Raw genomic sequence first — 13,031 nt, 5'->3', positions numbered from 1 at the left:
TCGGGCCGGGATCAGGTCACTTTCGTTCCACTCGGGGAGTGGGAGGGGTCACCAGGTCGCGTCGCCCCGGATGACGACGTCGCTGCCACCGTCGATGAACACGACCTGCCCGCACAGGTGGGTGTTGACCGGGCTGATCAGCCAGGCGAGCAGCTCGGCGGGGGCCTCCGGCCCCATGTACCCGTTGAGCGGCATGGGCACCACCGACGCCATCGCGGTCCGCTGCTGCTCGGTGGCGAGCAGGTCCGCGGTCATCGGCGTCACGACGACGCCCGGGGCGATCGCGTTGAGCGGGATGCCCGCGCCGGCCCACGCGGGCGTCGGGGCGTTGCGGCGCAGCCACCGGGCCAGCGCGGCCTTGGTGCTGCTGTAGATCATGGTCGCGAGCCCGGCGTCGGCGACGGCCTGGGCGCGGGCGAGGGCGCGCGGCTCGTCGCCGGCCAGCATCGCCTCGACGAGCTCGGGGTCGCTCTGCATGAGGCTCGCCATCGAGCAGGTCGCGGCAGCGCGCGGCGCCGCCGAGCCCGCGAGCAGCGGGCGCAGGCCCTCGAGCGTGGCGAGCGCGCCGAAGTAGTTGACGGCCACTGTGGCCGGGATGCCGAGCGCGAGGCCCGCGTTGGCCACGACCGCGTCGACCGTGCCGCCCGACAGGTCGCCGACCTGGGCGACCATCGCCGCGCGGCCGTCGTCGGTGGTGAGGTCGACGGTGACGTCGGCGTCGTGGAGGTCGACGCCGATCACCCGGTCCCCCTGCGTGGTGAGCAGCTCTCGCAGCGCCTTCCCGATGCCGGACGCCGAGCCGGTGACGACGACAGTGCGCATGGTTCCTCCTCGTCGAGAAACGACCTTGATCACGACGGTACGGAGGGTCGGGCCGGGCGGGCATCGGACCTTTGTCCCGGCCCGGATGGGGGGCTGACCAGGGAAATTGCCGCAGGGATCCCTCGGCCCGTCACGCGGAGCGCAGCCGCCCCGCGGGCGTCGTCGTCGGTCGATACGCTGCCCGCGGGGAGGTCAGGTGCGCAAGGCTGCCGTGGGCGCGAGGCTTGCCATCGCCCTGTCCGTGGTGCTCGGTGCCGTCGTGGTGCTGGTGCTCCTCGGGGTGGCCGCCCTCATCGCGGGCCGGGGCGGGCAGTTCACGATCCAGCTGCCCGTCCGGCACACCGCCACGTTCGACTCCTCCGGCATCGACCTGCCGCCCCTGACGACACGCGGGTCGCAGCTGCGGACGGCGGACGGCGACGTTGTCGAGCTGCGTGGCGTGATGGTCCCGGACCCGGCGAGGCTCGCCGCCGACGGCCGCTTCGAGCGCGACCTGGTCCGCGACGTCGCCGCCGCGGGCGCGAACGTGCTGCGGGTCCCGGTGCACCCCGGCAACTGGGCCGACGACGGCGACTACCTGTGGCGCTACCTCGACCCGATCGCCCGTTGGGCCGGCGAGGAGGGGCTCTACGTCATCCTCGACTGGCACGTCATCGGCGACGTCGCCACCGGCACCGCGCCGAGCGAGCCCGAGCTCCTCGCCGCGGACCTGGACACCACGCGCGCGTTCTGGACGGCCGTCGCGAGCCACTTCGCCGGTGCGCCGCACGTGCTGTTCGAGCTGGTCAACGAGCCGCAGGGGATCGCCCCCGACGACTGGCGCGACGTCGCGGACGAGCTCACCGACCTCGTCCGCGCGCAGGGCGCGACGCAGCCCGTCATCGTCGGCGGCACGCAGTACGCGCGCGACCTCTCCTGGCTGGCCGACGGCGGGGTCGACGACGACCAGGTCATCTACGCGACGCACCTGTACCCGAGCCACGGGCAGGCCGGCTGGGACGCGTGGTTCGGCCACGTCACGGACCGGTACCCGCTGCTGCTGACGGAGTGGGGCTTCGCCGACGAGAACCGCGCCGACGCACCCGCGTACCTCGCCGGCGACGCCGCCGGGTACGCCCGCCCGCTGCTGCGCGCGCTCGACGCCGAGGGCGCGTCGGGGTGGGTCGCCTGCTGGTGGGACGACGCGTGGGACCCCGCCATGTTCACCGGCATCGGCTCGGGGGCCGCCGGCGGCGGGTCGCTCGGCGAGCCGACCGGGTGGGGCGCGTTCGTCCTCGACCAGCTGCGGGCGGGGAACGGCGGCGGACGCGACTAGCGTCGACCCGTGGACCAGCGCGTGACCACTCCCGACGGACCCCCGGTGGACAGCTGATGGATGCCGTGCTCGACGTGCTCGCCGCGTCGCCCCTGCTCACGATCTTCGTCGTCGTCGCCCTGGGGACGGCGCTCGGCGCCGTGCCCTTCGGCCCGGTCCGGTTCGGCGCCGCCGGCGCCCTCTTCGTCGGGCTCGCCCTGGGCGCGTTCGACGAGCGGCTCGGGGAGGGGCTCGCCCTGGTGCAGACCCTGGGCCTCGCCCTGTTCGTCTACACCGTCGGCCTCGCCGCGGGCAGCACGTTCTTCCGCGACCTGCGGCGACAGCTCCCGCTGATGTCCGTGGCGCTCGTCGTCGTGGTGCTGGCCGCCGGGGTGGCGGCGCTGCTCGGCCCGGTCGCCGGGCTGTCCTCGCCCCTGTCCGCCGGCGTCTTCACCGGTGCGCTGACCTCGACCCCGGCGCTCGCCGCCGCGACGGCCGCCGCCGACGGCTCCGACCAGCCCGCCGTCGGGTACGCGCTCGCCTACCCGCTGGGCGTGACCGTGGCGATCATCGTGGTCGCCGTGGTGGTGGGGCGGCGGTGGCCCGCGCGCCGCGACCCGCTGCCCGCGGCCGGCGTCGGGCTCGTCGCCGTGACGGCGCAGGTGGAGCACGAGACGGCGATCGTGGACGTGCCCGGGTTCGCCGTGAACGAGGTCCGGATGTCCTACCTCGCGCGCGACGAGCGCACGCGCGTGATCCGGCCCGACGAGCGGCTCCGCCCGGGAGACCGCGTGGTCGTGGTCGGGCCGGAGGCGGCGGTGCGCGACGCCGTCGGGCACCTGGGGCGGCAGGTGACCGAGCACCTGGCGCACGACCGCAGCGCCGTGGACAACCAGCGCTTCGTCGTGTCCGACCGGCGCGTGGCGGGCCGCACGATCGCCGAGCTCGACATCCCGGGGCGCTTCGGCGGCGTCATCACCCGCGTGCGGCGCGGCGACCTGGACCTGCTCGCGCGCGACGACCTCACGCTCGAGCTGGGCGACCGCGTGCTCGCCGTCGTGCCGCGCGAGGAGCTCGACGCCGTGTCCGCGTTCCTCGGCGACTCCGAGCGGCGCGTGTCCGAGATCGACGCCGTCACCGTCGGCGCCGGGATGGCGATGGGCCTGCTGCTCGGGCTCATCACGATCCCGCTGGGCGGCGGGACCGAGTTCGCGCTGGGCTCGGCTGCCGGGCCGCTGCTCGTCGGCATGGTGCTCGGCCGGCTCGAGCGCACCGGCCGCGCCGTGTGGGTGCTGCCGCGGGCGGCGAACCTCACGATCCGTCAGCTCGGCCTGCTGTTCTTCCTCGCCGCCGTCGGGCTCGCGTCCGGGCAGGCGTTCGCGTCGCAGGCCTTCTCGGCGACGGGTCTGCGCGCCGGCGCGGTCGGGGTCGCCGTCGTCGGCGTCGCGGCCGTGGCGATGGTGGCCGGCGCGAAGCTCGTCGGCGTGAGCGCGCCCCGGGCCGCGGGCGCGCTCGCGGGCCTCGTGGGTCAGCCGGCGGTGCTCGCCTACGCGGCGTCCCGCGTGACCGACGAGCGGGTCGAGGCCGGCTACGCCGCCCTGTTCGCGCTCGGGATCATCGCGAAGATCCTCGTGGTGCAGGTGCTCGTCGGGCTCTGACCACGCACGCGGACGACGGCGCACGGCGCCGCGGCCCGCCTACGGGAGCGCGGCCCAGCCCCGCCTAGGGCAGGGCGGCCGAGCCCCGCCTACGGCAGGGCGGCCCAGCGCTTCTCGGCCGCGGCGAGGACGCGCGGGGGCAGCCCGGCGTCGTCGAAGGGGTCGACCTCCAGGCGCCGGTTCCGGCCGGTCCCGGCGGTCCGCCACACCGCGACCGCGCGCCCGCCGACGACGACCGTCGGCCGGAAGACGCCGTTGCCGCCCGGGACCACCCGGTCGGCGTGCTCGGCCGCGAGCGTCATGGTGCGGTCGGCATAGCCCAGGATCAGCTCGTCGAAGCCGGGGACCAGCAGGATGCTGCGCCGCGCCGTCGTACGCAGGTCGGCGTACGCGTCGAGCGTCTGCGGCGCGAGCAGGTACTCGGTGCCCTCGACCTCGACGGCGGTGAGCTGCTCGCGGACCGCGGCGATGCCCCGGCGCACGCTGCCGAGCGGCAGGGACGCCCAGCGTGCGAGGTCGGCCGCCGTCGCCGGGCCGTGGCCGGTGAGGAAGCGGAGCGCGAGCTCGGCCAGCGCGGCGTCGCCGTCCAGGCGCCGCGGCTCCCGCACGTGCTCGGCCACGAGCACGAAGCACTGCTCGGTCCCGCGGTACGGGCCGAGGCACAGGACCCCGCGCTGCGCGAGCTCCGCGATGAGGTGGTAGCCCCGACCCGAGGCCGTGCCCAGCCCGGCGTCGTCCCAGACGGCGAGCAGCTCGGCGCGCGTCAGCGCCGTCCCGGCCAGCGCCGCCTCGGCGAGCTCCCGGGCCCGCGCGACGTCGTCCTCGTCGAGGTCCAGCTGCCAGCGCCGCTTGGCGGACGCGGCGCGCGGCCGGGGGGTCATGAGCTCGACCATCCACGGCAGGTCCTCCGCGGCGACCGTGTGCAGCGTCCCGCGCATCGGCCACGAGCGCGCCAGCTCGCCGGCGTCGAAGGCCGAGCGGACGGCCTCGCGCGTGTCCCCGCAGCGCAGGGCCACGGAGAGGAGCGCGCCGGCCTCGTCCTGGGCCTGGACGGCCGCGAGGTGCCGGACGGCGTCGGCCGGTCCGGCCAGCGGCGGACCGACGAGCCGCTGGGCCACCAGGCGCAGGAGGGCGACGTCCTGGGCGTCGCGCACGGCGGGCGTCGTCGTCACCGGGTCAGTGAACCAGCCGCGTCGGACAGCGGCGCGGCGTGCCGCGCGAGCCCGGCCGGGCGTGCCGCGCGAGCCAGCCGCCGGTGCGCGCCGCCCGTGCGTGAGGCCCGGCCGCCGGGACGTGCCGCGGAGGGCGATAGGGTCCGACGAGCCGCGCCGTCGTGCGCCGCCCAGGAGGTCAAGGATGTCCAGCGCCCCGCCGCCCCCGCCCGCCGTCCCCGGCGGGCCCACCCCGCCCGGGTCCTCGGCGGCCCGGTCGCAGGCGGCGCAGCCGCAGCTCGGGGCGCAGCAGACCTGGGTCCGGCCGGCCGCGCCCCGGCCGCCCGACCGGCGGCGCGTAGTGATCCTCACGGCGCTCGGCCTGGTGCTCGCGCTGCTGGTGGCCCTGGTCCTCCTGCTGCCCGACGGCGACGGCTCGCCGTCCGCCGCGCCGTCGGCGCCGTCGGAGGGGGCCGCGCCGTCGGCCGAGCCCACCGAGCCCACCGACGCGGCCCCCGCGCCCGACGATCTCTCGCCCGAGGAGCTCCAGGTCCAGCGCGACGCGCTGTTCGCCGAGCTCGTGCGCCGCGACCCGACCGACCCGACGGCGATCGGCGCGGTGGACGCGCCCGTCGTCATGATCATGTGGGCCGACTTCCGGTGCGGCTACTGCGCCCAGTTCGCGCTCGAGACCGCGCCGGGGCTGGCGGAGTACGTCGCCGACGGCCGGCTGCGGATCGAGTGGCGGGACTTCCCGCGCGTCACGCAGCAGTCGCCGGCCATCGCGGCCGCGGCGCGCGCCGCCGGCCTGCAGGGCCGGTTCTGGGAGTTCCACGACCGGGTCTTCATCGACCAGGGGTCGGTGGAGGTCATGGGCGACGACTACCTGCGCGCGGTGGCAGGTGACCTGGGCCTGGATGTGGCGCGGTTCGACGCCGACCGCGCGTCGGCCGAGGTCCTCGCGGCTGTCGACGCGGACGCGCAGCAGGGCGTGGCGATCGGGGTGTCGGGCACGCCGGCGTTCATCGTCAACGGCTCGCCGATCGCGGGCTCGCAGCCCCTGGAGACCTTCGTCGCCGTCATCGAGACCGAGCTGGCCCGCGCCACGACCTGACGCTCCCCACCGTCACCTGCACCCCACCCGAGTGGAGCGCTCCTCACGGGTGTGGAGCGATCTGGACCGACACGCCGGGCGTGTCGGTCGCAAACGCTCCACACCTGGGCGGAACGCTCCACACCTGGTGCGAGGAGGGGGTCACGCGCCCGACGACGGCGCGCCTGTCGTCGGGTCCCACTGGCGCGGGCCGTGGTCCGGGACGCGGCGCTCGTAGCCGCCCTCGAACAGCGGCGACGAGATGAGGTAGTCGGCCGACGCGAGGTTGGTCGCCGTCGGCACGTTCCACACCGAGCTGATCCGCAGCAGCGCCTTGACGTCGGGGTCGTGCGGCTGTGCCTCGAGCGGGTCCCAGAAGAAGATCAACAGGTCGATGCCGCCCTCGGCGATCCGGGCGCCGATCTGCTGGTCGCCGCCCACCGGCCCGGACAGGAAACGCGTCACCGGCAGCCCGAGCTCGTACTCGAGCATCGTGCCGGTGGTGCCCGTGGCGTAGAGCTCGTGGTGGGCGAGGGTGTCCCGGTTGTGCGCGGCCCAGCGCAGCAGCTCGACCTTCATGTTGTCATGCGCGACGAGCGCCACGTGCCGGCGCACGACGGCCGTCGGGCCCTCCTCCGCCTGCGGTGCGGGCGCGACGACGCCGCCGCGCGCGTGGTGCGCCCGGTGCAGCTCGCGCACCTGCGCCGTCAGCTCCGGCGCGGGCCCGTCGACGACGACGCCCGGCGCGACCTCCTCGACGGTCAGCGGACGCACGGGCGCCGGCGCGGCGCCGAGCTCGCGGCGCCAGTCGACGAGCTGGTCCGTGGAGGCCGCGTACACGATGCGGCCGAGGCCGACCCAGCCCGTCGCGGCCGCGCACATGGGGCAGTGCTCGCCGGAGGTGTAGACTGTCGACGCGGCACGCTCGGCCGCCGTGAGGTGCGCGGCGGCCCACCGGGCCAGCGCGAGCTCCGGGTGCTGGGTCGCGTCGCCGTCGGCCACGCGGTTGCGGTCCTCGGCGAGCACGCGCCCGTCCGGGCCCACCAGCAGCGACCCGAAGGGCTCGTCACCGGCGTCGAACGCCTCGCGCGCGACCTCGACGCAGCGGCGCAGGTGGGTCAGGTCACGTTCGTCCATGCGCTGATCCTGCCGCGCCGGGGGCACCGCGGACGAACGTCAGCCCTCGCGGACGAACGTCAGCCCTCGCGGGTGACCGTGCGCGCGATCGAGAGGGCGTCGCGCAGGCAGCCCAGGTAGGCGCGCGAGACCGCGACGGGGTCGAGGCCCGCGGCGAGGACGCCGTCGGGGTCGGACTGCTCGTGCGCGCGCACGGCGCGCAGCACCTGACCGAGCGGCCCGGCCTCGTGCGCGATGGCGTCGCCGACCACCTCGGAGACGCCCACCTTCTCCAGCACGGCGTCCGCGGGCACACCGAGCTGGGTCGCGAGCGCGGACAGCATGCCGACCGTGTAGGCGGCGTTGTCGTCGGCGAGGAGCTCGCACGTCATGGCACGGGCGAGGATGAACCACAGGCGGTCCATCGCGCCCGGCTGCGCCTCGAGGGCCAGCGCGGTGACCAGCGTCGAGACCTCCGACGGTCCGAGCAGGACGACCGCCTGCCGCACGGTGTCCACCTGGTGGCTCAGGGCGTAGACGCCGCTGTTGACCAGGTGAAGCACGCGGAGCGTGAGCACGGGGTCGGTCTCGATGACCTGGGCGACGTCGACGGGCGACGTCTCGGGCTGGTGCAGGAGGTTGAGGATCGTCAGGCACTGGGCCTCGCCCGCACGGAGCACGCGGCTGCGTCCCGCGTGACGCCCGCGCTGAGTGGGCACGGCGGCCCGGCTCGCGCCGCCGAGCCCAGCGACGGTCCCGCCCAGCAGGCAGTCGACGCCGGACGCACGGCAGACGTCGAGCTCACCTTCGGTGGCGACGTCCGTGGCGACGACCCGGACCCCGTGCGCATGCGCCTCGTGCACGAGCGGGGGAAGCGCCGGTCCCGCGGGGCCCGCGTCGACGAGCACGAAGCTCATGTGCGTCAGGAGCGCGCGCTGCGCCGGCTCGCCGCGGTAGGCGGCGAGGGCGAGGCACATGCCGAGACCGCGCAGCGCGCCCGCGCGGCCGAGGGCGCCAGGGCTCTCGGCGAACCCGGGAGGCAGGACGAGGACGAGCCGTCCCGGCACGACGGGCTCGGGGAGGTAGCCGTCGAGCATCGCCGGAGTCGCGGGGATGAAGGCATAGCGGTCCGCCACGAGGTTGGCGAGGTCCAGTCCCAGGTAGATCTGGTCGACGTCCACGCCGGGCGGCCGCTCGGGGTCGACGGCGACGTGGTAGCCGATGACACGTCCCGCGAGGTCGGCGACCGGGGTCCGGTGGACGGCGGACGCACTGAGCGCTGTCGCTGTGTCCTCGGCGGGGGTGGCACCGGGCAGCACCATGAGCGGCTCCTTCTGACGGTCTCTGCCGTGCTGATCGGCCGACCGGGGAGTCGTGTGAGGACTCGAGAGGATGACGCTCGCGGCGAGAGCCGCCCGGAGGACGCGGGGGCTGACCTGGACGACGCCCGGCTACGCGGCGGCGAGGGGTGCGCGCAGGGGCCACTCGTCGCCGTCGAGCACCACCTGCATGGCCGCGCCGGTGGCGGGGTTCACCGCGACCGGGGCGAGCAGGTTCGCCGTCGGCGGCTCGTCGCCCTCGCCCGGGTGCACGACGACGAGGAGCACCGGCTCGGTGTCCGCGAGGCCGAGCGCGGCCCGGGTCTCGGCGTCGATGCGCGGGGCGTAGTGGGGGACGTAGACGCGCGGCGGGACGACGAAGAGCCGCACCCCGGACTGCTCGGTGCTGCGCATCGCGAAGAGCGCGCCGATGTCGTCGAGGGCGTCCAGCGCGAACCGGCGCAGCGACATCATCCCGGGGGGCGCGGTCACGAACTCCAGCGTCTCCGGGACGGGCTGCACAGCGGTGTCGGCGAGGCCGACCGCGACCATCACGCTCATCGGAGGAAGTCCATCAGACTCGGCTGGAGAACGCGAGCCGTCGCGCCGAGCGCCGCCTGGTAGGCGACCTCCTGCGACTGCAGCTCGACCAGCGTCTCCGCCAGGTCGATGTCCTCGATGTCGGAGATCTGGCCCTTGAGGTCGGTGACCGCGGCCTCGATGGTCGACTGCGCGGTCGTCAGCTGCTTGTAGCGCGTGCCGACGCCGGCCAGCTCGCCGAGGACGTTGTTGAGGTGGGCGTCCAAGTCGCCGAGCCGCGAGGAGACGTCCGCGCCGGCGCTGATCTCCGTGGCGATCTGGTCGATCAGGGCGAACACCGACGTCGCCCCGCTGCCGAACGCGGCGGCGCCGCTGGCGTCGACCCGGACCGTGGTGTCCTCACCGACGCGGCGGGTGACCTGGCCGAGCGCATCGGGCGTGAGTTCGTGCGTGGTCGCGTCGTAGGCGGGCGCGGTGGCCGTGCCGGCGAACACGGGACGGCCGAGGTAGGTGGCGTTGGCCTGGTCGAGGAGCGCGTCGCCCACGCCGCGGAGCTCGAGGGCGATGGCGTCCCGAGCGGCCTGGCTCATGCCGCCGGTGTTCGCGCCCTTGACGGTGAGGTCGCGCGCCTGGCGCAGGTTCGCGGAGGCGTTCTGGAGCGCGGTGTCGACGGTGCTGAGCCAGCCGATGCCGTCGGCGGCGTTGCGCGCGTACTGCTCGTTGGCGCGCTTGTCGGCGCGCAGCGCGAGGACGCTGGCGGTGCCGGCGGGGTCGTCGGACGGCTTGGTGATGACCTTGCCGCCGGAGAGCCGCCCCTGCAGGTCGGACATCTTGCCGAGGTTGAGCTGGAGGTTGGCGAGCGTCGACCGCTGCACGGTCACGTGCGTGACACGGTTGATCACGGGTTACCTCCCCACCACGCCGGTGCGGTTGATGAGCACGTCGAGCATCTCGTCGATGGCGGTCATCACGCGGGCTGCGCCCTCGTACGCCCGCTGGTAGGCGAGCATGTTCACCATCTCCTCATCCACATCGACGCTGGCCTGGGAGAGTTGAAGGTTCTCGGCGGTCTTGCGGGCGGCCTCCGTGACCCCGGCGCGCTGCTCCGCGCTGCGCGTCTGCACGCCCAGGTCGACGACGAACGCGGCCCACAGGTCGTCGGCGCCGCCGGGCGTGGTCGTCGGGATGCGGGAGATCGCGTCGGCGATCGAGCCGTCGAGCGGGCCGGTCCCCGCCCCGCGGGCGGCGATGCCGTCGACGTCCACGGCCACGCTGAGTCCGAGGGCGGCCGGCAGGACCGCGTCCTTCGCGAAGAACTCGGTGCCGGCAGTACCCGCGGTGGTGAGCCCGGTCGTGTGCACGGCGTTGACCGTGTCGGCCAGCGCGGTCGCGATCTCGTTCCAGCGCTGGGCGGCCTCGGCGATGGCGCCGCCGTTGCCGCCGGCCGCAGGCCGGAGGCTTTCGAGGGTCGCGGCCATGCTGCCGCCGGTGAGCCCGATGCTCTGCGCGGGTGTGGCGCCGGCCCAGACGAGCTCGACCGAGTCGCCCATGACGTAGCCGCCGCTCGCCGCGACGGGCCGTGCCCGCACGCCGCTGACCAGGGCGTTGCCGCCGACCATGACGTCGATCGTGCCGTCGTCGCGCTGGCGGGCCTGCGCCCCGACGAGGCTGGACAGCGCGGTGATGTGCTGGTCGCGCTGGTCCATGAGCTCGGAGGCGGAGCCGCCGGAGACGAGGATCGAGCGGATCTGCTCGTTGAGGTGGGCGACGGCTTGCGCCGTGGTGTTCACCTCGGTGGTCAGGGTGTCGAGCGTCGTGCGGGCCTGGCCCCACTGCGTCTGCACGGCGCGGTAGCCGTCGGCGATCTGCTTGAGGGCGTTGTCGGCGGCACCGATGAGCACCTTGCGGGCGGCGGCGTCGTCGGGGTGGTTCGCGACGTCCTGCCAACCGGCCCAGAACGCCTGGAGCGTCGCGGCGAAGCCCTTGTCGGACGGCTCGGTGATCGTCGTCTGCAGGCGCGCCAGGGCGTCCGCGCGCCCGGCCGTGTACGACGCCGTGCCCGTCTCCGCGCGCAGGCGCGCGTCGAGGTAGATGTCCCCGAGGCGCTCGACGCCGACGACCTTGACGCCGGTGCCGGCGCCGACCTGCGCCGAGAACATCGTGGGCGCCGTGAGCGCCTGGATGGACTGCATGTCGACGCGCTGGCGCGTGTAGCCCTTGGTGTTCGCGTTGGCCACGTTCTGGCCGGCGACCTCGAGCGCCTGGCGCTGCGCGATCAGCGACGAGAGGGCCGTGGAGAGGCCGGAGAAGGAGCTCACGGTCTACAGCGCCCGGTCGAGGAGGCTGGCGCCGGTCGTCGCGGCCGTGGTGGCGCCCCGGTCGTCGTAGGTCTGCACGCTCTCCTGGAGGCTCATCAGCGTCTCCTGGGCGGCGCGGCTGGAGGTCGCGAGGAGCTCGCGGTTGCCCTCGGCGAGCTCGTTGACCTGCTCGGTCAGCTCGACGAACGCGCGGTGGTGCTCGGTGAGCAGGTCGCGCCAGGGCGCGGGCGCGTGCGCGGCGATCGTCAGCAGGTTGCTGCCCTCGGGGACGCCGACCTCGCGCGCGGCCTCGTCGGCCTCGGCCGCGCGGCCGAGCTCGGCGCCGCGGATCTGCTCCAGGACGCTCTCGACCTCGCGCGTGGCGTGGCCCAGCCAGCGCGTCTTGCCGCTGGTGAGGATGAGCTGCTCCTCCTCGAGCTTGAACAGGAGCAGCTCCAGGAGCTGTCGCTCGCGCCACAGCACCCCGGAGAAGTCGTTCAAGCTCATGGTGGGCCCCTCGGTCGATGTCGTCGTACCGGTCGAATCGGCAGCCCCCGCCGGATTGTTACGAGTTCAGGGTCCCGCGACCAAGGGACCTACCGCGACACGCCGACGCCGACACGCCGTCGTGGAGTGTGACGCTCGCCACAGGACTTCGGCCGAGCGCGCAACAATGTCCGCAATTGCGCCTCGCGGAAAACGGGCATTGGCGCCCAGGTACGGGCGCACCGGGGGGATTCGGAGGCTCTCCCCCGCGCGGGTGAAGAACCTCAAGGCCGCAGGTCACGGCGACGAGAACGTTTTCGTGAGCCCGCAGACCGCAACCACCGACGCCCTGGTCGTCGAGCACCTTCCGCTCGTCGGCTATCACGTCAACGCCATGCTCGGCCGCGTGCCGGCCAGCGTCTCCCGCGCCGAGCTCGCCTCCGCCGGGGCCTTCGCCCTGGTCCAGGCCGCCCGCGCCTACGACCCGGAGACCGGGGTGCCGTTCGAGCGGTACGCCGCCCTGCGGATCCGCGGCGCGCTCGTGGACGAGCTGCGCGGCATGGACTGGCTGTCCCGCGGCGCCCGCCGCCGGGCCCGTCAGCTGGCGGAGGTCAGCGACCAGCTCACGTCGCACCTGGGCCGCACCCCGACGCGCGCGGAGCTCGCGACGGCGCTCGGCGTCGGCGAGGACGAGGTCGAGGCGGCCCGCGGCGACGCCGAGGTCAAGCTGCTGTCGATCGACGGCTTCGACACGACCGTGGCCGACCTGGTCGTCGACTCCGGCCCGGGCCCCGAGCAGAGCGTGCTCGCCGACGAGCGGCTGCGCTACCTCGCCGCCGGCGTCGAGAGCCTGCCCGAGCGGCTGCGGTACGTCGTCGAGCAGCTGTTCTTCTGTGACCGGCCGGTGGTCGAGCTCGCGGACGAGCTGGGCGTCACCCAGTCGCGCATCTCGCAGCTGCGCACCGAGGCGCTCACCCTCCTGCGCGACGGCATGAACGCGAGCCTCGACCCCGAGCTGGTCCCCTCGGCCGCGCGTCCCGACGGCGTCGCCGAGCGCCGGCGTCAGGCCTACTTCGCGTCCGTGGCCGCCAAGGCCGCGACCCAGGGCACCGCCGCCGTCGTGCCGCACCAGCGGTACGCCTCGCAGGCTGCCACTGCATACGCCAGCGACTACGGGCACGTCGCCGCCGTCGGCTGACAGGGCTCGGGTGGTCGCCAAGATCGGCCGACAGAACTCTCAAGCACGAAGCCGCCG

At 74.9% G+C, this 13,031-nt stretch carries 12 protein-coding genes; 4 read left to right on the top strand and 8 right to left on the bottom strand.

Annotated elements, in window-relative coordinates; all coding sequences use genetic code 11:
• Positions 1-48: 48 nt before the first annotated feature.
• Positions 49-822: an SDR family oxidoreductase gene (locus tag AFE02nite_RS17155; RefSeq protein ID WP_034248624.1), complete on the bottom strand. Its 774-nt coding sequence runs from the start codon at positions 820-822 to the stop codon at positions 49-51.
• A gap of 196 nt (positions 823-1,018) precedes the next feature.
• Between AFE02nite_RS17155 and AFE02nite_RS17150 the strand changes: the two genes are divergently transcribed.
• Complete coding sequence (locus AFE02nite_RS17150; protein WP_034248621.1) at positions 1,019-2,137, top strand: glycoside hydrolase family 5 protein; 1,119 nt, start codon at positions 1,019-1,021, stop codon at positions 2,135-2,137.
• A 56-nt stretch (positions 2,138-2,193) separates the two neighbouring features.
• Positions 2,194-3,774 (top strand): aspartate:alanine exchanger family transporter, encoded by a 1,581-nt coding sequence (locus tag AFE02nite_RS17145; protein WP_146820109.1) that lies wholly within the window; start codon positions 2,194-2,196, stop codon positions 3,772-3,774.
• 89 nt (positions 3,775-3,863) lie between these two features.
• Here AFE02nite_RS17145 and AFE02nite_RS17550 read toward each other — a convergent pair whose 3' ends face one another.
• On the bottom strand, positions 3,864-4,946 hold the full coding sequence (locus tag AFE02nite_RS17550; RefSeq protein WP_222594434.1) for a winged helix DNA-binding domain-containing protein: 1,083 nt from the start codon (positions 4,944-4,946) through the stop codon (positions 3,864-3,866).
• A 184-nt stretch (positions 4,947-5,130) separates the two neighbouring features.
• Here AFE02nite_RS17550 and AFE02nite_RS17135 point away from each other — a divergent pair, with 184 nt between their 5' ends.
• A complete protein-coding gene (locus AFE02nite_RS17135) occupies positions 5,131-6,039 on the top strand; it encodes a DsbA family protein (RefSeq protein WP_146820110.1) in 909 nt (302 codons plus the stop codon).
• A gap of 141 nt (positions 6,040-6,180) precedes the next feature.
• Here the strand turns inward: AFE02nite_RS17135 and AFE02nite_RS17970 are convergent, their stop codons facing one another.
• From AFE02nite_RS17970 to flgN, 6 genes are all read right to left on the bottom strand, one after another.
• A complete protein-coding gene (locus AFE02nite_RS17970) occupies positions 6,181-7,155 on the bottom strand; it encodes a methylglyoxal synthase (protein ID WP_307726065.1) in 975 nt (324 codons plus the stop codon).
• A gap of 59 nt (positions 7,156-7,214) precedes the next feature.
• Positions 7,215-8,456, bottom strand: coding sequence for an EAL and HDOD domain-containing protein (locus AFE02nite_RS17120; RefSeq protein ID WP_034248167.1), 1,242 nt, complete (start codon positions 8,454-8,456; stop codon positions 7,215-7,217).
• A gap of 129 nt (positions 8,457-8,585) precedes the next feature.
• A complete protein-coding gene (locus AFE02nite_RS17115; RefSeq protein WP_052113962.1) occupies positions 8,586-9,014 on the bottom strand; it encodes a flagellar assembly protein FliW in 429 nt (142 codons plus the stop codon).
• Positions 9,011-9,895 carry a flagellin N-terminal helical domain-containing protein gene (locus AFE02nite_RS17110; protein WP_034248165.1) on the bottom strand — a complete coding sequence of 295 codons (885 nt, stop codon included), beginning with the start codon at positions 9,893-9,895 and terminating at the stop codon, positions 9,011-9,013. Before AFE02nite_RS17110 ends, AFE02nite_RS17115 begins: the two co-directional genes overlap by 4 nt.
• A gap of 3 nt (positions 9,896-9,898) precedes the next feature.
• A complete protein-coding gene (gene flgK / locus AFE02nite_RS17105) occupies positions 9,899-11,311 on the bottom strand; it encodes a flagellar hook-associated protein FlgK (protein ID WP_034248162.1) in 1,413 nt (470 codons plus the stop codon).
• Between the two features lie 3 nt (positions 11,312-11,314).
• On the bottom strand, positions 11,315-11,797 hold the full coding sequence (gene flgN / locus AFE02nite_RS17100; protein WP_034248160.1) for a flagellar export chaperone FlgN: 483 nt from the start codon (positions 11,795-11,797) through the stop codon (positions 11,315-11,317).
• A gap of 298 nt (positions 11,798-12,095) precedes the next feature.
• Between flgN and AFE02nite_RS17095 the strand changes: the two genes are divergently transcribed.
• Positions 12,096-12,974: a sigma-70 family RNA polymerase sigma factor gene (locus tag AFE02nite_RS17095; RefSeq protein ID WP_261765692.1), complete on the top strand. Its 879-nt coding sequence runs from the start codon at positions 12,096-12,098 to the stop codon at positions 12,972-12,974.
• The last annotated feature ends 57 nt before the right edge of the window (positions 12,975-13,031 follow it).

It is taken from the genome of Actinotalea fermentans (assembly GCF_007991475.1).
GTDB lineage: Bacteria > Actinomycetota > Actinomycetes > Actinomycetales > Cellulomonadaceae > Actinotalea > Actinotalea fermentans.
The sequence above is the reverse complement of the archived record's forward strand: the minus strand, read 5'-3'. Positions and strand labels throughout refer to the sequence as shown.